General features: G+C 64.6%; 5 protein-coding genes and 1 pseudogene. 4 read left to right on the top strand and 2 right to left on the bottom strand.

The window, feature by feature from the left end; translation table 11 throughout:
- Positions 1-82: 82 nt before the first annotated feature.
- Positions 83-6,138, bottom strand: a pseudogene (locus ACZ89F_RS10010) (translocation/assembly module TamB domain-containing protein).
- Between the two features lie 3 nt (positions 6,139-6,141).
- Entirely contained in the window at positions 6,142-8,070 is a 1,929-nt protein-coding gene (locus ACZ89F_RS10005; RefSeq protein ID WP_476091548.1) for an autotransporter assembly complex protein TamA, read from the bottom strand.
- A gap of 271 nt (positions 8,071-8,341) precedes the next feature.
- On the opposite strand from ACZ89F_RS10005, the gene ACZ89F_RS10000 reads away from it, so the two are divergent.
- From ACZ89F_RS10000 to ACZ89F_RS09985, 4 genes are all read left to right on the top strand, one after another.
- On the top strand, positions 8,342-13,840 hold the full coding sequence (locus ACZ89F_RS10000) for an alpha-2-macroglobulin family protein (RefSeq protein WP_476091547.1): 5,499 nt from the start codon (positions 8,342-8,344) through the stop codon (positions 13,838-13,840).
- 212 nt (positions 13,841-14,052) lie between these two features.
- The gene (gene pbpC, locus ACZ89F_RS09995) at positions 14,053-16,143 is read left to right on the top strand and encodes a penicillin-binding protein 1C (RefSeq protein WP_476091546.1); all 2,091 of its coding nucleotides are present in this window, start codon (positions 14,053-14,055) and stop codon (positions 16,141-16,143) included.
- Positions 16,144-16,161: 18 nt separating this feature from the next.
- Entirely contained in the window at positions 16,162-16,884 is a 723-nt protein-coding gene (locus ACZ89F_RS09990) for a M15 family metallopeptidase (protein WP_476091545.1), read from the top strand.
- Positions 16,885-17,160: 276 nt separating this feature from the next.
- A complete protein-coding gene (locus ACZ89F_RS09985; protein WP_476091544.1) occupies positions 17,161-22,302 on the top strand; it encodes a beta strand repeat-containing protein in 5,142 nt (1,713 codons plus the stop codon).
- The last annotated feature ends 52 nt before the right edge of the window (positions 22,303-22,354 follow it).

Genomic DNA, 22,354 nt, shown 5'->3' with positions numbered 1-22,354 from the left:
AGTCGATTAAACTGGGACATTTAGCGGAGCTCGAACAGCGCCAGCTCCGAGCTGACATGGGGCCAAAAACCCCATCGAAAGGTCAGTATTCTTTCTCGTAAAAGATGCCGCCCTTGGCTTCGCCGGCATCGTTGGCCTCGCCACGCAGCTTGACGCCGCGCCCGACATTGAGGTCGATCGTCGCCTTGCCCGAGCCCGGCTTGTCGCCCTTCTGGATCGTCACATAGGTGCGGTCGTTGAGGTACTTGCCGGCCGAAACCGCCGTGCCGCCCTTGTCGTCCGTGGTGACGTCGAGATCGTCGACGCCGATCGCGCTGCGCAGGTTTTCCAGCAGCGACGTCGAGCCGCCGACACCGGCCAGTTGTCCGGCGGCCTCCGCGAGCTGTGCAATCTGCAGCGGCGACAGGTTCGACATCGAGCGGCCGAAGATCAATTGCGCCAGCACCTCGTCCTCGGGCAGCGCCGGCACCGAGGAGAAGGTGAATTTCGGATTGGTCGCCTCGCCCGACACCACGATGGTGACGGTGGCGCTGGTCGTCGTCGTGGTCGCCGTCAGGTTGAGATAGGGCACCAGCGAACCGGAGAAGCCGACCGTGCCTTCGGTGAAGGTCAGCCGCTTGCCGAGGATCGACAGCCGTCCGCGCTGCAGGGTGAAGGTGCCGACCGCTTGCGGCGACGAGGCCGGGCCGGTCAGCTTGAGCGAGCCGCCGAGTTCGGCATCGACACCCCTGCCCTGGATGAAGATCTGGTTCGGCGCGTTGACCGTGACATCGAGCGCGAGGCCCGTGCCGCCGCCCTTGCCGCTGGTCGTCGGCGGCCGCAGCGCCTTGTCCTGCGCTTTGACCGCACCCGGCGCATTCTTGTGTTTGACGTCGAGCGCCGCCAGCGAGCCCGGCAGCTTGTCCGGAACCGTGATCACCGTCTTGGCGAGGTTGACGGTGCCGGCAATCACCGGTGCGGACGTCAGCGGTCCCTTGATCGTCAGGTCGCCGCCGAGATTGGCGGTCACCACACGGCCGTCCGTATAGCGGCCGTCGACCAGCTTGATCGACAGGTCGGCCGGGAAACCCTGCGCCGGATTGATGCCGACCGTGCCGCTGGCTGACAGGCTGCCGCGCGTCGACAGTGTTCCGGTCAGCCGGTTGATCCGGGCGACACCGCCGGCGATCGAGACATCGGCGGCGAGATCGTTGACAGCCAGGCCTGAGCGCGCATCGACCAGGCGCGCACCGGAGGTGCTGACGCTGCCGCCGATGACAGGCGAAGTCGCGGGACCGCGCACCTGCACGTTGACATTGGCCGTTCCTGTCAGCGCCAGGCCCTGCGCGGCAAGTTTCTGACTGAGCAGGCCGAAGGGCACGGCGCCATTGAAGTCGAGCACCAGCGCCGGCGTGCCTGCCGTCGTCACGGTGCCACCGCCCTTGAGGCCGAGGCCGGCTCCATCGCTGACATTGGCATTGAAGGTCAGCTTGTTGGCGGCAAAGGTGCCTGACGAGGAGATACTCACCGCACCGACACCAGCACCTCGGGTCTGCGACGTCTGCACGCCGGCCGCGTCGATATTGAAGGCAATTGTCGGGTTCGCCGGCGCACCCGTCACCTTGACCGTGCCCGAAATCGAGCCGGCGGCATCAAGCCCCGGCGAGAAACCGTTGGCGAGCGACATCGGCACCCGCGCCAGCGTCGCGTTGATGTCGAGCGCCGTGCCGACCTTGCCGGTCACCGTTGCCGTACCGCCGCCAAGGTTCAGCACCAGCCGGTCCAGCGTCGTCGTGCCGTTGGCGATGGTGACGGTCGAGGCCTGGGCGATGGCTGCCTTGATGCCCTGGACAATCGCCTGGCCGGACGCAAGCTCGATGGTCGTCGTGCCGTTGGCCACTTTCACCCGGCCGGCGGCCTGTGCCGGAATGCCCTTGACGGTTGCGCCGCCGGAGAAGCCGGTCCAGTCGCCGTCACGCTTCAAATCGACATCGATCCCGCTGATCACGGTGCCACCCGACGTGACGGTATTGGCGCGGATCTTTCCGGAGATCACGGGTGCGGCGAGATAGTTGGCGACCAGCGCATCAATAGAGACAGCTTTCGCCTGAAGGTCGCCCCGCGTAATCGACGCTGTCGCCGCCTTGATCGCGACCTGCGGTGCGGTGCCGTTCTTCGAGAAAGCAATCGTGCCGCGTACGTCGCCTTCGGCCTTTTCGAGCGCCAGTGCCGCCAGCGGGCCGATATCGGGCAGGTCGAGCGCGATGGTGCCGACCGGCACGAACTTCTCATCCAGCGCCAGATCGCCGGAAATCCTGTTCTTGCCCAGCGACAGCAGCAGGCCGTTGATAGCGCTCTTGCCGTCCGCCGTCGCCAGCACCGCACTGCCTTGCAGCGCCTGGCCGGCGACATTGCCGGTCAGCTGCACATTCGCCGCCGGGTTGGCGGCATCGGCCTTGCCAGTGGCGGTCAGCTTCAGCCCGGTGATCTCGCGCGATGCCACCAGCAGCCTGTCGCTGTCTATCGTGAGTGACAGATCCGGCGCCGTGGCCGGCCCCTGCGCGTTCAACGCAAAGGCGATGGCGCCCTTGGCATCCTTCGACAGCAACGAGATGTCGCTCAGCGCACCTTTGATGTCGGCGGCCACCTTGTTGTCGGCAAGGCTCGCCTGCCCGTCGGCGGTCAGCGCGCCCGAGACCAGCTTCAATGCGTTTATATCGATACTGCCGTTGGGGTCGCGCTTCAGCGTGGCGCTGATCTGCGCGCGTTCGCCAAGCATGCCGCGCGCCGCCGCCGGCAGGGCCGATGATGGAGCATCCGCCTTCAGGTTGAGATCGATGGCGCCGTCGCGCAGCGACACCTGGCCGGCGACCTGGCTGTTCAGCGCATCGCTCTTTAGCGAGCCGCTGTCGATGGCAACCGCATCGGCCGTCAGGCGGCCGTTGAGCGCTGCCGTGACCTTGCCGGCGATCAGTGGCGCGATCGCGGGGTTGTCGAGACCGACCTTGTCCACCGACACCGTGCCGGAAACCGGCCCAGAGCGGCTCTTGAGATCGAACGCATCCGAGTGCAATGCCAAGACAAGCCCGTCCACCTTGGCGGGACTGGTGGTGACCGAGGGCAGGATCGCGGAGATATCCAGCCGGGCCTGTGTGCTTTCGCCCGCCATTTTGGCCGACAAGGACTGGATCTCGATCTTGACCGGACTCTCGGCGCTGCCAACCGTCAGAGGCAGGCTGGGGCCGGATGAGATGAGGTCGAGAGCGAAATCGCTGGCACCGTTCGGGTTGAGGATGCCGGCCGCCTTGCCGGAAATCTTGTCGCCGGTCAGCGTCGCATGGTCGAGCACAACGCCGCCGGCCATGGTGTAGCTGCCTGCCGCGTCGACGGCCAGCGCCCCGAGCCCCGCCTGGCGGGTCTGGCTGGTTTCGACGCCGGCCAGTTGCGCGTTGAAACGGACATCTGGCGCAGATGGCGATCCGGTCACCTGCGCCGTGCCGCCGAGCGTGCCCACGGCATCGAGACCCGGCGAGAAATCATTGGCGAGCGCTGCCGGCAGTGCCGAAAATTGCGCCGCGAGGTCGAGCGTCTGGCCGGCGGTACCCGACAAGGTGACCGAACCGCCGCCGACATCGAGCGCCAGCCTTTCAATGCTGGCCGTGCCGTTGGCGATGCTCAGCGTCGAGGCTTGAGCGATTGCCGCCTTGATACCGCGAACAGTGGCTTCGCCCGAGGCGATCTCGACGCTGGTCGTGCCGTCAGCAATCTTCACCCGGCCGGCAGCGGTTGCCGGAATGCCAGCTATGGTGGCGCCGCCAGTGAAATTGGTCCAGTCGCCGTCGCGTTTCAGGTCGACGCCGATGCCGCCGATTTCGGTGGTCCCCGAGGTGATGCTGTCGGCTTTGATCGAACCAGCGATCGCCGGCGCCTTGAGATAATTGGCAATCAGCGCATTGACGGTGATGGCCTTGGCCGTCACCTCGCCGCGCGCGATCGACGTGCTCTTCGCGTCGATGGCGACGGAGGGTGCGTCGCCCTCCTTGGCAAAGCGGATGGTGCCGTCGATGTCGCCCGTCACCGCCTGGCCGGCCAGTGCGGCCAGCTGGTCGATAGCGGGCGCGTCGAGCGTCAGTGTGCCGAGCGGCATGTACTTGTCGTCCAGCGCGAGATCGCCCGAGACCTTGTTGTCGCCCAGTGAAACCAGAAAACCATTGATCGAACGCTTGCCTTCGCTCGTCACCAGCGCCGCGCCTTGATGTCGAGCGGCTGGTCGTTGACGGAACCGGTCAGCGAGACATTGGCTGCGGGGCTGGCGATGTCGGCCTTGCCGCTCGCCGTCAGCTTGACGGTCTTCACCGTGCGGCCCGAGGCGGTCAGGCTGTCGCTGTCGGCGGTAACAGTGAAATCCGGCGCCGTCATGGCGCCGCTTGCCGACAGCGCGAAGTCGATACCACCAGCAACCGGCACGCCGACCGTCGGCGACAGCACCGAAACATCACCCAGCTTGCCCTTGATGTCGGCCTGGATGTCGGTGCCTTGCATGCTGGCCGTGCCGGCGGCGCTGAGCGTACCGGACGTGAACTCGATCGAATTCGCGGCGAAGGACCCCTGCGGATCGCGCGTCGCGCTGGCCGAGAATTTCACGCGGGCGCCGAGCACCGAGGCGATCTGCGGCGGAAAGGCCGTCGCCACGGCATCCGCGTTCATCTTGAGCTGCATCGACAGATCGGCAAGTCCCACCGTGGCTGTCAGCGAAGCGTTGAGCGCGTCGGAACGCAATGTGCCTTGGTCGATGGCAATGGCGTCCTTGCTGACCGACCCGGCCAGATCGACATCGACCTTACCGGTGATCAGCGGCGCCAGCGTCGCCACGTCGGTCTTGAGACCACCCGCCTCCAGCTTGACGGTGACCGGCCCGGCGCGGTTCTGGATGTCGAAGCCGTCGGAATGGATCTGCGCCGCCAGATCGTCCAGCCGCGTGCCGCCGGCGACGATCGAAACGAAGGACGCGCCGATGTCGATGATCGGCGCCTTGCCGTCGCCGAAGGCGCGGGCGGTGGCATTGTTGATGGCCAGCGTGATCGGCTGCGCCTTGCTGCCGACGCTGATCACCACGGGCGGGCCCTTGGCGGCGAGTTCGACCGAGAGATCGCTGGCACCGGCAGGATCGACGATGCCGGTGGCGGTGCCATGCACCGCATCGCTGTCGATATTGGCGCGGTCGACGCTGACACCGCCGGCTGAGGTGGCGGTGCCCGCGACATCGAAACTGGTCTTGCCGGCAAACAGCGGCTTCAAATTCTCCGGCAGGAAGCGGGCGAAGTCGCCGTCGCCCTTGGCCTCGATGTGATTTCCCTTGTCGGTCAACTGATGGCGGCCCGTCAGCTGGGTGACGATCTTGCCGTCGACCGAAAACGTGCCGATGCCGTTCCAGTTGGCAAGCGGTCCCGTGCCAGAGACGATTATGTCGACCGGCGGCGTATCGGGCAGCTTGAGCAGATTGGCGATGATGCCGCCTGCCGGCTCCGAGGCTTTAAGGTCGAGATCGAGCCTGTTGTCTGCCGGCGCAAAGTGGATTTTGGCGTCGACATTGCCTTGCTTGCCGTCATGGCGGGAGACGTTGAGCGTCGTCTCGACCGCCAGCGGCGCGGCATCGGCCTTGAGCATGCCCTTGGCGGCGAGTTCGGCGATGCCGCTGCCGGCAAGGTCTTGCCCCAGCGCGATCTCGGGCAGGTCGATCTGCTTAATGTCGAGCGAAACGGGAAGCGTCGTCGTGCCGCTGCTCTGCGCTGGCTGCGTGCTGGCCACCGGCAACCGGGCCAGTTCGATGCGCTCGGCCGCGATGCGGTCGGCGCTGAAGTTCTTCGACAGCAGCGCCAGCGGCGACCAGTCGACGGCCACCTTGCGTGCCACCAGCCAGGCGCCCTCGCGGTCCTCCAGCACGACATGGTCGACACTGAGGGCCCCGGACCAGATGCCGTCTATGCCGCTGACCGTGATCTTGCGGTCGTCGCTCGAGGCCATGCGTGAGATGATGCCGGCGAGATTGTCGCGTCCGCGCTCGGTCTTGGTCAGCACGACCAGTGCACCGATCGCTCCCGCGACCACGATGAGCAGCGTGTAAAGGACAATGCGAAGGATGCGCCAGACCGTCTTCATCGCTCAGAACGCCTGCCCGATGCCAGCATAGATGCCGAAATGCGGGTCGCCCGGATCGCGGTTGAGCGGCACGGCCGCGTCGATGCGCAGCGGCCCGAACGGCGTGACATAGCGCAGGCCGACGCCGGCACCGACCTTGACGTCGGAGAAATCGGGGACCGATTTGGTCGACACGGTGCCGGCATCGACGAACGGCACGATGCCGATCGTGTCAGTGATGGCGATGCGCATCTCGACCGAGGTTTCGAAGAAGGACAGGCCGCCGATCGGCTGGCCGGTGAAGTCCTTGGGGCCGATGCCCTGATAGGCGTAGCCGCGCACCGAACCACCGCCACCGGAATAGAAGCGCCGGTCGGCCGGCACGTGTTCGAGGCTGGTGCCGACGATCGAACCGATGGCGACACGTTCGGCCAGCACGAACTTCGAAGCCGAATCCAGCGACTGATAGGCCGATCCCTCGCCCTTCAGCTTGAGGAAGGCCGCACCACTCAAAATGTCGTAGCTGGGCTCGGCGTAGGCCAGCACGCGGAATCCGCTGGTCGGGTTCAGCCGGTTGTCTCGGTTGTCATAGACATATTGCAGCGGAATGCTGGCGATCAGGTATTTGTGCTTGCCGAAGGCGTCGTGAATCCGGGAATAGTCGAGCGCCACCTCAGCCGAAACCGTCTGCTTCTTGGTCAGTTCGTAGGACAGGCCGGTGCTGCCCTTGACCGAGAAATGGTCATAGGCATCCGGATGTTCGAGCACGGTCTTGACGCTGGCGAAGAACTTCGATGCCGGTCCGATCACACCGGGCTTTTCGAACATGATGCCGGCATTGTAGTTGAGCTCGCCGAGATCATTGCTGCCGATGCCGCTGATGGCGCCGTCGATGCGCAGCTTCTCGGCCCGGCCGAACAGGTTGCGGTGGCCCCAATAGCCTTCCAGGCCCAGCCCCTCGGTGTTGGAGAAGGTGCCGCCGACGCCGAAATAGCGCGGCTTGCGCTCGCTGACCTGGACGCCGATCGGAATGTTGCCGTCGGCATCGAGCGCGTCGGCTTCCTTGAACGTCACGCTGTTGAACACCTCGAGCGCCAGCAGCCGGTCGCGCGCGTCGCTGATCTCTTGCGGCGAGTATTGCCGACCGCGCTTGAGGCCGGTCATGTATTCGGTGAAGTCGCGATCGACCTTTTCAGTGCCTTCCACCGTGGTCGGGCCATAGCCTGCGACCGGCCCGGCGGCGACCGTCAGCGTCACGTCGAGCGTCGAGGTGGCATGGTCGGCGACAATCTGGCGGTCCGTCACCTTGGCCAGCGGCCTGCCTTGCTCCTTCAGCGTCCGCACGATCAGCGCCTCGGCCTTGAGCACGGCGCCGGACCCGGCGTCGCCGCCCGATATCAGGCCGTAATCGGCGCTCATCAGCCCCGCCGCGTCGCCCTCAAGGTGGATATTGCCCAAAGTGAATTTCGGCCCGCTGACAATGTCGATGACCACGGGAACCGGCTGCGGACCCTTGAATTCGGCATCGGGCGGCAGATCGTCGAGCGGCTTGCCGTCGATGGTGACGGTGACGACGCCTTCGTAGCGGGCATCGGCATAGAGCGCGGCGACAAGCTGTTCGCGATCGCTGCGCGCCTTGGCCATCAGTCCGAGCGAGCCGGAAACCGGACGTTCCTCGTCACTTTTCAGCGTCGAGGCGTTTTCCAGCTTCTTGACCAGATCCTTGTCGGCGTCGGGGGCATTGATGGTGACGGCGTAGCGCATGGGATCGACAATGTCGGCATCCTCGTCGCTGGACGATCCCCACAATTTGATGCCGAAAAGCTCGAAAGCCGCCGCCGGCCGCGATTCGGCGACCAGCGCGGTCGAGCACATCATGGCCAAAAGCAGGGCGCGCGGAAGCGCACGCCCTGGCGCGCGACCTCCTGACATCTGCTCTTCATGCGCCGGCATTAAGACAACCTAGGTTATAAAACTAAAATTGGAATGAAGTTCTGAAGCGCTCGTAAAGGGGCCACAATCCAATTGTCTGAAATAGGGCGGGCTTGGAATTCACACCTTTTGCGTCGCCGCAAGAAAGCGTGATCCCCTGTCCTATGGAGGTACTACCGGTCATCGGCCGGAAAGGAAACCGTTGGCAGGCGGAACCCTGCCGCGTCCCTGTGTTGACAAGCTTGACTGAAGCTTGATCATGCCCGGACGTTAGCACTGTCTGGAGGGTGTTATGGCAATGCGCGCGGCTCGTGGTCTGTCGATCCTGATTCTTCTGTTTTTTGCCTGGGCCAATGTCTTGGCCTGGAGCGGTGTCGCGCAAGCGGCAGAAGCCCGGCGAATCGCGACGACGGACAATTCCGATTATTTCGGCTTTGATCTCAGGTCCGACCAGAATGTCACGCTCGACCAGTGCAAGACGACATGTCTGGGCGACCCGGCCTGCCGCGCCTTCACCTACAATAAAAAAGCCAAATGGTGCTTCCTCAAATCCGACTACAACCAGCTGAAAACCTTCAATGGAGCGGTCGCCGGCAAGGTCGTCAACATCGATGGCGATCCTGATATCGGCGCGCCGCCGGAACTCGCCTTCTTCCCCAACTGGATGGCCGATCAGGCCCAGCAATACCGCAACAAGCTGCTCGGCCCGGCCTATGACAAGCCGACCGAGGGCATGGCGGCCTTGATGAATGCCACCGAGCAGGCCGTGCTGACCGGCGACCACCACTCCGCCATGCTGAAATACGAAGCCGCGGTCTCGGTGCTGCCCGACGATGGCCAGCTCTGGCTCAATCTGGCGCGTGAAACGTTGGCAGTGCAACCGGCCGCCAACACCTCCGATGCATCCACTTTGCCGGCAAACGGCACCTCGGCTGCTTTCAACGCCTACAAGCTGCTGCGCACCACCAAGACGCGCGCCGACGTGCTGGCGCTGCTCGGCAACGGCCTCGACAAGCGTGATCTCTACCGGCCGGCGCTGCAGGCCTATGAAGCCAGCCTTGCCCTGGTTCCTTCGCCCGCGGTCCAGGCCGATTATGCCGATCTGAAGGCGCGCAAGGGTTTCCGCGTCATCGACCACACCGTCGATGCCGACACCAGCGCGCCTCGCATCTGCGCGCAATTTTCCGAGGATCTGGTCAAGACCGGCGTCGACTACGCGCAGTTTGTCACCGTCGACAACGCGCCGCCCAAGGGCGTCGAGGCCAAGGACAAGCAGATCTGCGTCGAGGGGCTGGAGCACGGCCAGCATTACGACGTCACCTTCCGCGCCGGCCTGCCGGCCGCAATCGGCGAGGTGACCGCGGCTCCCGTGGTGCTGTCGATCTATGTCCAGGACCGCGCACCGTCCGCCCGCTTCACCGGCGACAGCTTCGTGCTGCCGGCCGGCGCGCGCCGCGGCATCCCGGTCGTCACAGTCAATATGAACGCCGCCGAGATGAAGCTCTATCGCATCGGCGACCGTTCGCTGGCGCAGCTTCTGTCGGGCTACCAGTTCCTGCACCAGCTCGACGGCTATGACATCTCCAACATTTCCGAGCAGATGGGCGCGCCGGTCTGGCAAGGCCAGCTCGACATCGCCAATGATCTCAACAAGGAGGTCACCACCTCCTTCCCGGTCGACGAAGCGCTGCCCCAGCGCAAGCCCGGCGTCTATGTGCTGACCGCCCAGGCCGTCAACGACAAGGCCGACGACTACAATTCAATGGCCACGCAATGGTTCGTCGTCTCCGACATCGGCCTGTCGACCTATACCGGACAGGACGGGCTCAATGTCTTTGCCCGTTCGCTGGGCAGCGCCAAGCCGATAGCAGGCGCCGAGCTGACCCTGGTTGCCAGGAACAACGAGGTTCTCGGCACGGCGACATCGGATGCCGACGGCCATGCCGTCTTCAACCCCGGCCTGACGCGCGGCGACGGCGGCATGGTGCCGGCCGTGCTGATGGCCAAGCAGGGCGACAATGACTTCGTCTTCCTCGACATGGGCCGGGCAGGCTTCGACCTGTCCGACCGCGGCGTCACCGGGCGCGCGGCGCCCGGCGCGCTTGACGTCTATGCCTGGACCGAACGCGGCATCTACCGCGCCGGCGAGGATGTTCATGTCGCGGCCCTTGCCCGCGACGGCGCCGCCAAGGCGGTCGAGAACCTGCCGCTGACCTTCATCTTCTCGCGCCCCGACGGCGTCGAGGACCGCCGCATCGTCAGCGACGGCGCCTCCGCCGGCGGCCATGCCGTCGACCTGCCGCTCGCACCCAACGCCATGCGCGGCACCTGGTCGGTGTCGATCTACACCGATCCCAAGCAGCCGGCGGTGGCCAGCCAGATGTTCCTGGTCGAGGATTTCGTGCCGGATCGCATCGAATTCGACATGAAGGCCGACAAGCAGGAAATCGCGCAGGGCGAAACCGCCACCATCAACATTGACGGCCGCTTCCTCTATGGCGCGCCGGCAGCAGGCCTGGCGCTGGAAGGGGAGTTGACGCTGTCGACGTCGCGCGACTGGGACCGTTTTCAGGGCTTTTCCTTCGGTCTCGCCGACGAGCAGTCGGCCGAACCCACAGTCACCCCCCTCGCCGATCTGCCAGTGGTTGGCGATGACGGCAAGGTGACCTTCCCGGTCTCTGTCGAGCAACTGCCTTCGACCACCAAGCTGGTCGACGCCAAGGTGACGGTCAGGATGCGCGAAACCGGCGGCCGCGCCATCGAGCGCTCGCTCAACATCGGCATCCGCCCGCAAGGCCATATGATCGGCATCCGCCCGGATTTCGCCGACAATGAAGTGCCGCAGGGCGGCACAGCCAAGTTCAGCCTGATCGCCGTCGATCCCGACGGCAAGCGCGAGGCATTGAAGGGCGCGCAATGGACGCTGGTCAAGGTCGAACGCAATTACCAGTGGTACCGCTCCAACAATTCCTGGAACTACGAGCCGGTCACCTTCACCAAGTCGATCGCCAACGGCCAGGTCGACCTCAACGCCGACGGCGACGCAACGGTCTCCGTGCCGGTCGACTGGGGCCAGTACCGCCTCGAGGTCGAGACATCGGATCCTGAGGGACCGGCGACCAGCTATGAGTTCGATGCCGGCTGGTATGTCTCCTCGACCACCACCGAAACGCCTGACGGCCTCGAGATCGCCCTCGACAAGGACACCTATGCCGCCGGCGAAGTGGCCAAGCTGAAAGTCTCGCCGCACTTTGCCGGCGAACTTCTCATCAACATCGGTTCCGACAAGCTGTTGAAGACCGTCACGGCGTCAGTGCCGGCCGGCGGCAGCACCGTCGACATTCCGGTCGGCGACGACTGGGGCGCCGGCGCCTATGTCACGGCAACCCTGTTCCGGCCGGGCGAGGCGCAGGAGACGCGCATGCCGGCGCGCGCCATCGGCGTGAAATGGCTGAAGGTCGATCCGGGCTCGAAGAGGCTCGCCATCACCTTGACGCCACCGGACAAGACCATGCCGCGCCAGCAGCTGTCGATCCCGGTTTCCGTTGCCGGCGTGCAGCCGGGCAGCAACGCCTATGTCATGGTTGCCGCCGTCGATGTCGGCATCCTCAACCTGACCAACTACAAGGCGCCGGATCCGGAGGAATGGTTCTTCGGCCAGCGCATGCTGGGCATGGAAATCCGCGACATCTACGGTCGCCTGATCGACGGCTCGCTGGGCAACACCGGCAAGCTCAGGACCGGCGGTGACGGCGCCAACATGCAGGCGCAAGGCAGCCCGCCGACTGAAAAGCTGGTCGCCTTCTTCTCCGGTCCTGTCGAACTCGACGCTGACGGCAAGGCGCGGATCGACTTCGACATCCCGCAGTTCAACGGCACCGTGCGCGTCATGGCCGTCGCCTGGACCAGGGAAGCGGTCGGCCACGCCCAGTCCGACGTGATCGTGCGTGATCCCGTCGTGATCACCGCCGGCCTGCCGCGCTTCCTGGCGCCCGGTGACGCCGCCGTCATGCGCCTCGATGTCGCCGACACCGACGGTCCTGCCGGCGACTACGCCTTCTCGATCGAAACGACGGGCGACCTGTCGACAGGCGACAAGCCCCTGCCCCAGAAGCTGACGCTCGCCCAGGGCAAGCGCCAGACGCTGACCGTGCCGCTGATCGCACAGACGGCCGGCAATGCCTCGCTCACCATCAAGCTCGCCCATGCCGACGGCACCAAGGTCGAGCAGACGCTCTATGTGCCGGTGCGCCCGGCGCAATTGCCGGTCACCACCCGCCTGGTGGTCGACCTCAAGGGCAATGGCGGCGCGCTGCGCGTCGACAAGGAATTGCTGGCGGCCAGCCTGCTCGACGGCGCCTCCGTCAGCGTCGGCGTTTCGCAGGCCGCCGCCTTCGACGTGCCGTCGCTGTTGATGACGCTCGACCGCTACCCCTATGGTTGCGCCGAGCAGACCACCAGCCGCGCCATGCCGCTTCTCTACGTCAATGAGTTGGCATCCGGCATCGGCATGGCCAGCGACCCCGACATCCATGGCCGCATCCAGGACGCCATCTACAAGGTTCTGAGCTACCAGGCCTCGGCCGGCAGCTTCGGCCTGTGGGGTCCGGGCTCCGGCGATCTGTGGCTCGATGCCTATGTCACCGACTTCCTGACCAGGGCGCGCGAGCAGAAATACGACGTGCCGAGCCTGGCCATGAACCAGGCGCTGAGCAACCTGCAGAACTCGCTCGGCTACGACCAGAGCGTACAGGACCGTGGCAGCGAGATCGCCTACGCCCTCTACGTTCTGGCCCGCAACAAGAAGGCCTCGATCGGCGACCTGCGCTACTACGCGGACACCCAGCTCGAAGCTTTCTCGAGCCCGATGGCCGTTGCCCAGCTGGCGGCGAGCCTGGCGCTCTACGGCGATACGCCGCGTGCGGAATCGACCTTTAAAACCGCCCTGCAGCTCGCCAGGTCGACCACCGACTATGACTACTACCGCTCCGACTACGGCTCGCGGCTGCGTGACGGCGCGGCGATGCTGGCGCTGGCAGCGGAATCGAAGCCGGTGCCGACGATCGTGCCGGAGCTGATCAAGCTGGTGACCAGGGAACGCGCCGAAGCCCGCTGGACCAGCACCCAGGACGAATCCTGGATGCTGCTGGCGGCACGCGCGCTCAGGGAAGGCAATGATACGATCACGCTGACCGTCAATGGCGCTGCGCATTCCGGCGGCTATTCCAACCAGGTCGAAGGTTCTGACCTGGTCGACAGCCCGCTGACCATCGCCAACACCGGCAAGACCCCGCTGCAGGCCGTCGTCACCACGGTGGCGTCGCCGGTCCAGCCCCTGCCGGCCGGTGGCGACGGCTTCACCATCAGCCGCACCTACTACAAGCTCGATGGCACCGAAGCCAACGTCACCGAGGCGACGCAGAACGAACGCTATGTCGTCGTGCTCAAGGTCAACGAGCAGAACACATGGCCGTCGCGCCTGCTGGTCACCGACCTGCTGCCGGCCGGCTTCGAGATCGACAATCCCGGCCTGGTGTCCAGCGCCCAATTGACGAACTTCTCGTGGCTGGCGCAGACCGATGCGGCCCATCTCGAATTCCGCGACGACCGTTTCGTCGCGGCGTTCAACCCGGCCGACGGCGACCACGACCACAATTTGACCCTCGCCTACGTCGTGCGCGCGGTGACACCTGGCACCTATGCGCACCCGGCGGCGACGGTGGAGGACATGTACCGGCCGCAATACTCGGCCCGCACCGCCACCGGCATGATGGAGATCAAGGCGCCGTAAGGGGCCTTGGCGAATATGAGCGTGAGGCCTGCGCTGCCCCTCATTGCCCTGCCGGGCATTTCTCCCCGTATAGTGACGGGGAGAAAGGGGCCTGCGCCGAAGCTTTCGCCAACTTTGAACGTTGCAGAAATAGCGCCGACGCTTGCCACAGCTCCCGTCTCCTCGTCACTATACGGGGAGACGGTGGCGGCAGCCGGATGAGGGGCGGCGCCATGCTCTCCAGAAAACTTCTCCAGCGGACGGCCATAGCCGCAGCTTCCTGCGTCGGTCTCCTCGCTCTCTCCGCTGCGTCCCTCTGGGAACTCGACCGTGCCTTCCCGCCCCCGCTGCCGGCCGAACTCACGGTCTCGACCGAAGTGCAGGACCGCGACGGCCAGCTGTTGCGCGCCTTTGCCACGCCGGACGGCTACTGGCGGCTCGAAACCCGGCTCGACCAGGTCGACAAGCAATTCGTCGACATGCTGGTCACCTATGAGGACAAGCGTTTCTGGGACCATGAGGGTGTCGACGTGCTGGCGCTGGCGCGCGCCGCCGGTCAGTTCGCCACCAGCGGCCACATCGTCTCCGGCGGCTCGACCCTATCGATGCAGCTTGCCCGGCTGATCGAGCCGCGCGAAAGCCGCAGCCTCGGGTCCAAAATCAAGCAGATGCTGCGCGCCATCCAGATCGAGCGGCGGCTATCCAAGCGCGAGATCCTCGAACGCTACCTGACTCTGGCGCCTTATGGCGGCAATCTGGAAGGCGTGCGCGCCGCCTCGCTCGCCTATTTCGGCAAGGAGCCGAAGCGGCTCACCGTTTCCGAATCCGCTCTTCTCGTCGCCCTGCCGCAACTGCCGGAAAAGCGCCGGCCCGATCGCAATTTGAAGATCGCCCACGCCGCACGCGACCGGGTGCTGACCCGCATGGTGTCCTCCGGCCTGCTCGGCGAGCGCGAGGCCGCACGTGCCGCCCTCGACGATGTGGCGGGCCTGCGCCGCACGCTGCCGGCGCTCGCCGCGCACGCCGCCTATGCGATGCTGCCCAAAGCCGTTCCCGGCCAGCCCTTGCAACTGACGATCCGCAAGAGCGTCCAGGAAGGGCTGGAACAGGTGGCGAGGGACGCGGCCACCAAGCTTGGGCCTCGCCTGTCGGTCGCCATGGTGCTGGCCGACTCCCGCACCGGAGACATCCTTGGCGAAGTCGGCTCGGCCAATTTCTTCGACGCCAGCCGCTCCGGCTGGATCGATATGACCAAGATCGTCCGCTCGCCCGGCTCAACGCTCAAGCCGTTCATCTACGGTCTGGCTTTCGAACAGGGCCTGGTGGCGCAGGAGACGCTGATCGACGACAGCCCCGTCGATTTCTCCGGCTATCGCCCGAAGAATTTCGACATGGGCTATCAGGGCGATGTCAGCATCCGGCAAGCGCTGCAACTGTCGCTCAACGTGCCGGCAATCCGTGTGCTCGACGCTGTCGGGCCAACGCGGCTGATGGCGCGCTTCCGCCAGGCAGGGGTAAACCCCATACTGCCGGTCAACGAGGCGCCGGGCCTGGCCATCGGCCTTGGCGGCGTAGGCGTCACTCTGCGCGACCTCGTCCAGCTCTACACGGGGCTCGCCAATGGCGGCAAGACGCATACGCTGCATGATGGCACCGAGCCTGCCATTGCAGAGCGCACCAGCGCCACCATTCTCGATGGTCAGGCCAACTGGCAGATCATCGACATATTGTCGGGCGTCAAGCCGCCCGAGGGTGCCTTGCAGCGCGGCATCGCCTACAAGACCGGCACCTCCTACGGCTACCGCGACGCCTGGTCGGTCGGCTTCGACGGCCGCTATGTGCTGGGTGTCTGGGTCGGCCGCCCCGACGCCGGCGCGGTGCCCGGCCTGTCCGGCTATGTCTCGGCCGCCCCCATTCTGTTCGAGGGTTTTGTCCGCTCGGGCCTGGCCACCGTCCCATTGCCGGGCAAGCCGCCCGGCGTGTTCAGCCCCAGGCGCGAGGATTTGCCGGTGACGCTCGCCCGCTTTGGCGCCGGGTCGGACGGCCTGGTGCAGGCGACAGTGACCGAACCCGCTCCGACCATCATCTTCCCGCCCGACGGCGCCCGCGTCGATCTCGGCACCAATTCAGTCGACGCCTCGCCGCTGGTGCTGAAGCTGCAAGGCGGCCGCGCGCCGTTCCGCTGGCTGGCCAATGGCAAGCCGCTCACCGGCATCGACCGCCGCCGCACCGCGACCTGGCAACCCGACGGCGCCGGCTATTCGACGCTGACCGTGATCGACGCCGCGGGACGCGCGGCCAGCGTCAAGGTGTTCGTCGAGTGAAAGTGTCCGTTGAATAGAATGCGCCAGGCGATTCAGCGCATTGGCTTTTACGCGCTGATGCTTGCAGCTTTCGTTCCGCCGGCACATGCCAACCCCCTCCCCGCCGGCTTTGTCCGGCTCGCCGATGTCGACCCCTCGATCCGCCAGGACATCCCCTACGCCGGATCGGACAATTTTCTGCATCGCAAGGTGAACGGCTATGACGCGCCGGCGTGCATTCTCACCGAGCAGGCGGCAAAGACACTCTCCGCGGTCCAGAAGGCGATCGCCGCCAGAGGCCTGACCCTGGTGGTGTTCGATTGCTACCGCCCTGCCCGCGCCGTCGCCGACATGGGCGAATGGACGCGTGAGGGCGGGCCGCCCGATCCGCAATGGTATCCGAAGGTCAGGCGCAGCGAGCTGATCGCCAAGGGCTATGTCGGAGAACTATCAACCCATTCACGTGGCTCGACCATCGACGTTGCCATCGCCCGAACGGACCGCAGGTCCAGCCCAAACCCGGCCTGCGGCGCCGTTGATGCCGACACGCTCGATTTCGGCACCGGCTTCGACTGCTTCGACCCGATGAGCGAAACCGCCCACCGCGGCCTCGCCAGTGAAGCGGCGGCAAACCGCAAGATGCTTGTCGATGCCATGCATGTAGCCGGCTTCAAGAACTATGCACGGGAATGGTGGCACTTCACGCTGACAAATGAACCGTTCGCCAAGGAGCGTTTTGACTTTCCCATTACCGGCAACTAGGGCCGAGAGGGCCGAGGTTGCTGTTATGATCGGCGCCCCGCCTCCTCGATCACAGGAAATGCCTTGTCAACAAGAATTAGCCCTCATTTTTGTTGTATTATTACAACACAAATTACTGATGACTAAGACGTGATCGAAAAACGGCCCGAGTCAATTGCAATTTTCTTCCGCAAGAGTAGGCATGGCCGCGGGAGGGCTTTCCTTATGGGGCTTACGTCGGGTGTTGATGTCGCGTTCACGCGCGGCACTGTTCAACTGTGTCCAAAGCGTCGCCGCTTGCTCCTTCTGGGCACGGCGCTCGGCTCGACGCTCATGGCGTTCTCCGCCTCTCCGTCCCTCGCGGCGAACTGCACGCAGCCGGCCTCGCCCTCACCGATCACAGTTACGGGTGCAGCGACACCGATCTCGTGCACCAACACCGTTGCGCGCACCGCAACGGTGGCCGGCGACAACGCGATCGGCATTGTGACGACCGGCAACGGCAATACCGTCGACATCACCAACAGCGGCTTGCTGACGACGACTTCGACCTCACTCATTCCCGGTCCCAGCTACTCGCAGTCGACTGGCGCACGCGGTATCTATGCCGGCACCAACGGCATCGGCGCCGACATCACCATCAAGAACACCGGCACTATCAACTCGTACAGCGACAGCATCAAGGCGACCGATGCCGCCACGAGCGGCACCGTTTTCAGCAACGACACCCACATCACCATCACCAATTCGGGCAACCTGACCGCAGGCCCCAACGCCGAAGGTATTTTCGCCCGCGCCAGCTATGGCGCCGGCAATGTCGTGACGATCAACAACAGCGGCAGCATCCAGACCGGCTACAGCACGTCGACCTCCGGCACCTCGACGGGCATCGTCGGCAATGTCGGCGGCGACAACGGGCTTGTCGACATCACCAACAGCGGCGCCATCACCACCACGGGCCTGAGTGCTGCCGGCATTACGGCGATCGCCAGCTACTACAACGGCTCGAACAGCAGCATCGTCATCAACAACAAGGCCGGCGGCATCATCAACACCACGAACGGCGCCTACGGCATCTTTGCGCAGGCAGGCAGCATCGGCCCGGCCAATCCCGACAATGGCGGCACCATCAAGCTCACCAATGCCGCCACGATCAATTCCGGCTATATCGGCGTCGGTGCCTTCACCTACGGCACCGGTGGCGATATCACCATATCCAACACAGCCGCCATAACCTCCGGAAACGGCGGCGGCGATGGCTCGGACGGCATCAAGGCCGTCGCCAATGGCAGCGATTCCACGCTCAGTGTCACCAACAGCGGCGCCATCGACACCACTGCGGGCGGCGCGAATTCGATCGGCATCGAGGCTATCAACGGCCCGTTGTTCTCCGGCTCCAATCTGCAGATTTCGGTGACCAATACGGGCGACATCACCACGGGCGCAGATTCGGAAGGCATTTTCGCCCGCTCGGTCGGTGATGGCGGCATGGTCACGGTCGACAACAGCGGCAACATCCAGACGGGATCCAGCGCCTCGCTGAGCGGCAGCTCATCCGGCATCTTCGCCGATGTCGATGGCGACAACACCAAGATCAACGTCACCAACAACGGTACCATCAGCACGATCGGCGCCAGTGCAGCCGGCATCTCGGCGATCGCCAACTACTACAATGGCGACAATGGCAGCATCGTCATCAACAACAAGGCCGGCGGCACGATCACCACGACCGGCGTCAGCGCCTACGGCATCTTCGCCCAGGCCGGCAGCATCGCCCCGACCAATTCACCGCCCAATCCCAACAATGGCGGCACCGTCAAGATCACCAATGCGGCCACCGTCAGCGCCGGCTACATCGGCGTTGCCGGCTTCACCTATGGCAGCGGCGGCAACATCACCATCGACAACAAGGCCAACATCACGTCCGGCACCGGGGGCGCTGGCGGCTCCGACGGCATCAAGGCGTCGGCCAACAGCGGTAACTCGACCATCACCATCACCAACTCCGGCAACATCGATACCACCAGCGGCGGCGACAAGTCGGTCGGCATCGAAGCGGTCAACGGCCCGGGGTTCACCGGCTCCAACCTGAACATCTCCGTGACCAACTCTGGCGACATCACGACGGGCGCGGAATCGGCCGGCATCAAGGCTGCCTCGACCGGCGCCAATGGCGTCGTGACCGTTGACAACAGCGGCGCCATCGAGACCGGCGCCAGCGTTTCGACCATCGGCGGCTCAACCGGCATCTTCGCCGACGCCGATGGCGACAACACCAAGGTGAGCGTAACCAACAGCGGTGCGATCACGACGATCGGCACCAGTGCGGCCGGCATCTCGGCGATCTCCAACTATTACCATGGCAACAATGGCAGTGTCGTCGTCAACAACAAGGCCGGCGGCAATATCACCACCACCGGCAACGACGCTTATGGCATCTTCGCCCAGGCCGGCAGCATCGCCCCGACCAATTCACCGCCCAATCCCAACAATGGCGGCACCGTCAAGATCACCAATGCGGCCACCGTCAGCGCCGGCTACATCGGCGTTGCCGGCTTCACCTATGGCAGCGGCGGCAACATCACCATATCAAACAAGGGCAACGTCACATCAGGCACCGGCGGCGCCGATGGTTCGGATGGCATCAAGGCGTCGGCCAACAGCGGTAACTCGACCATCACCATCACCAACACGGGCAACATCGATACGACCAGCGGTGGCGACAAGTCCGTCGGCATCGAAGCCGTCAACGGCCCTGGGTTCAACGACACCAACCTGGTTATATCCGTCACCAATTCGGGCAGCATCACGACAGGCGCGGAATCAGCGGGCATCAAGGCCGCCTCAACCGGTGCCAATGGCGTGGTGACCGTCGACAACAGCGGCGCAATCCAGACAGGGCCCAGTGCCACGACCAATGGCGGATCGACCGGCATATTCGCCGACGTCAATGGCGACAACAGTCTGGTTACGGTCACCAACAACGGCGCAATCACAACAAGCGGCACCAGTGCGGCAGGCATTTCAGCGATCGCGAACTATTATGGTGTTAGCGACGGTAACGTCATCGTCCCCACCAACAACGGCAGCGTTGTCGTCAACAACAAGGCCGGCGGCACGATCACCACGACAGGCAGCGACGCCTTTGGCATCTTCGCCCAAGCCGGAAGCGTCAACCCACAGAACCAAGCCCCCAACGACGACAATGGCGGCACGGTCACCGTCACCAACGCCGCGACCATCGACGCGGGCGGCAAGGGCATCGGAGCCTATACCTATGGTTCGAATGGCACGGTCACCGTCACCAACAAAGGCGATGTCTACTCTGCCAATGAGGAAGGCATCTTTGCGAAATCGAACGGGGACAACAGCAATGTCACCGTCACCAACTCCGGATCCGTCAACGCGTATGGCACCGCGGCAGCGCTCGCGGCATACGCAAGCGGCGTCAACAGCAGTATCGTCATCAACAACACCGGTGAAAATTCGCATATATACGGCTCTGGCAACGCAGTGGTTGCCGAGACCACCGGCCCGTCGAGCTTGATAGCCATCACCAATGGCGGCAGCATTTATTCCGACAGCAAAGATGGAATCAACGCTAAATCTAGCGGCACCGACAGCAACATCATCATTACCACGGAAAAGAACTCGAGCGTTTTTGGTGCCAATTACGCAATTGTTGCCGAGACGACCGGCGCCGCCAGCACGATCACCGTAACCAACGATGGCGATGTGTACGGCGAGATGGGCGGCATCAAGGTCAATTCGACTGGCGGTGCGACGGTCAATATCGGCACGTCGGGCTATGTCGGCGCCGACAATTACCTCGCCATCAAGTCGACGGTCGGAACGGTCGAGATCAACGACAATGGCGTGATTGCTGGCCGGGTCGAGTTGAGCGACGCCGGCAACGTCATGAACATCGACGACAAAGGCACCTTCCGGGCGTTTACCAACAGCAGTTTTGGCGCCGGCAACGATACGCTCAACAATTCCGGTATCGTCAACGCATCGGGCAGCTACTTCGGCTCATCGCCGAACACCGTCACGCTCACCGGTCTCGAAAACTTCGTCAACGGCAGCCTTGGCTCCGGCCCCGGCCTGACGACGATGATCGACGGCGTGGTCGGCGACAGCCTGACCACCAGCGGCAACTTCACCGGCCAGGGCAATTCGAAGCTTGGCGTCGACACCGACTTCTCGAACAACACAGCGGACACGCTGACCATCGGCGGCAACTCCTATGGCCATACCAACCTTGTGGTGAACGTCACCGCTATTGCATCAGGCGTGCCGACCGCGACCTTCATCCCGGTCGTCACCGTCACCGGCACGACATCGGACGGCAATTTCGATGTTCCCGCACCGGTCAATGCCGGCCTGTTCGCCTACGACCTCTTCCTGCAAGGCAACACGCATGGCCTGCGCTATGTCGGCCTTGGCAACGCCGCCTTCGAACTGCCTGCCGGCATCACCGGCGCGCAGGATGTCTGGCAGGACACGACCGGCTTCTGGCAGGACCGCATGGCGGACCTGCGCACGCAGGCAAGCGGCACCCACAATGCCGACATGCCCGAGGAAAAGCTCGCCGCACGCATGGGCGGCGTCTGGGCGCGCGCTATGGGCGACTGGTCCAGCCGCGACGCAGACGCCAGCTACATAGATCCGGTCTCGCTGCGGACGGAAACGCTCAATCTCGATCGCAGCCAGCGCACCGGCGCTTTCCTCGGCGGCATTGACATGGGATTGGAAGGCGTCGCCGGCGGTGACATGCTGTTCGGCGTCATGGCCGGCTATGTCACCTCGAAGCTCGACTTCAAGGCGACGGATGACAGCTGGAGCTACAAGGGCGGTACGGTCGGCGCCTATGCGACTTATCTCAACGGCGGCTTCTACCTCGACGGCCTCGTCAAGGCGGACTTCCTGAATGTCGACATCAACGACAGCCAGGGCGGCGTCGGCGACAGCGCTGGCACCAACGCCACCAACCTCGGCGTGCGCCTGGACACCGGCTACCGCGTCGCCACGAGCTGGGGCTTCGTCGAACCTCAAGCCAGCCTGGAATGGGTGCATACCAACATGGACTCGGTCTCGCTGTTCGGCGGCGATATCGACTTCCAGAACGGCAGCAGCGGCCGCGCCAGGATCGGCGTGCGCGTCGGCACCGACATGCAGATGAACGGCTTGACCGTCAGCCCCGACCTGACGCTCAGCGTGTGGAACCATTTCGGCAGCGAAAATGCGGTCAACATCGACTTCCCCGGCAACGCCTTCTCGGCCACCGACAGCGCCGGCAATGGCACATTCGGTGAGGTCGGCGTCGGCGTGAACGTGGCGAGCGCCAGCAACTGGTCCGGGGTGGTGCACGGCAGCGTCCGCTTCGGCGACAATTACAGCGCCGGCTCCATCAGCGCGGCACTCCGCTACGGCTGGTAGTCAAGCGGATTGCATCTTGAAGTTCTTGCGCCGGCCCTCGTGGCCGGCGTAG

The sequence above is a fragment of the Mesorhizobium sp. USDA 3734 genome (assembly GCF_056279665.1).
This window is presented reverse-complemented; position numbering and strand designations above follow the sequence as displayed.

What these genes read in the sequence shown, in the direction of transcription:
- ACZ89F_RS10005 (WP_476091548.1), bottom strand. Translation starts at nt 8,070, where the DNA reads ATGCCGGCGCATGAAGAGCAGATGTCAGGAGGTCGCGCGCCAGGGCGT.
- ACZ89F_RS09990 (WP_476091545.1), top strand. Translation starts at nt 16,162, where the DNA reads ATGCGCCAGGCGATTCAGCGCATTGGCTTTTACGCGCTGATGCTTGCA.
- pbpC (WP_476091546.1), top strand. Translation starts at nt 14,053, where the DNA reads ATGCTCTCCAGAAAACTTCTCCAGCGGACGGCCATAGCCGCAGCTTCC.
- ACZ89F_RS10000 (WP_476091547.1), top strand. Translation starts at nt 8,342, where the DNA reads ATGGCAATGCGCGCGGCTCGTGGTCTGTCGATCCTGATTCTTCTGTTT.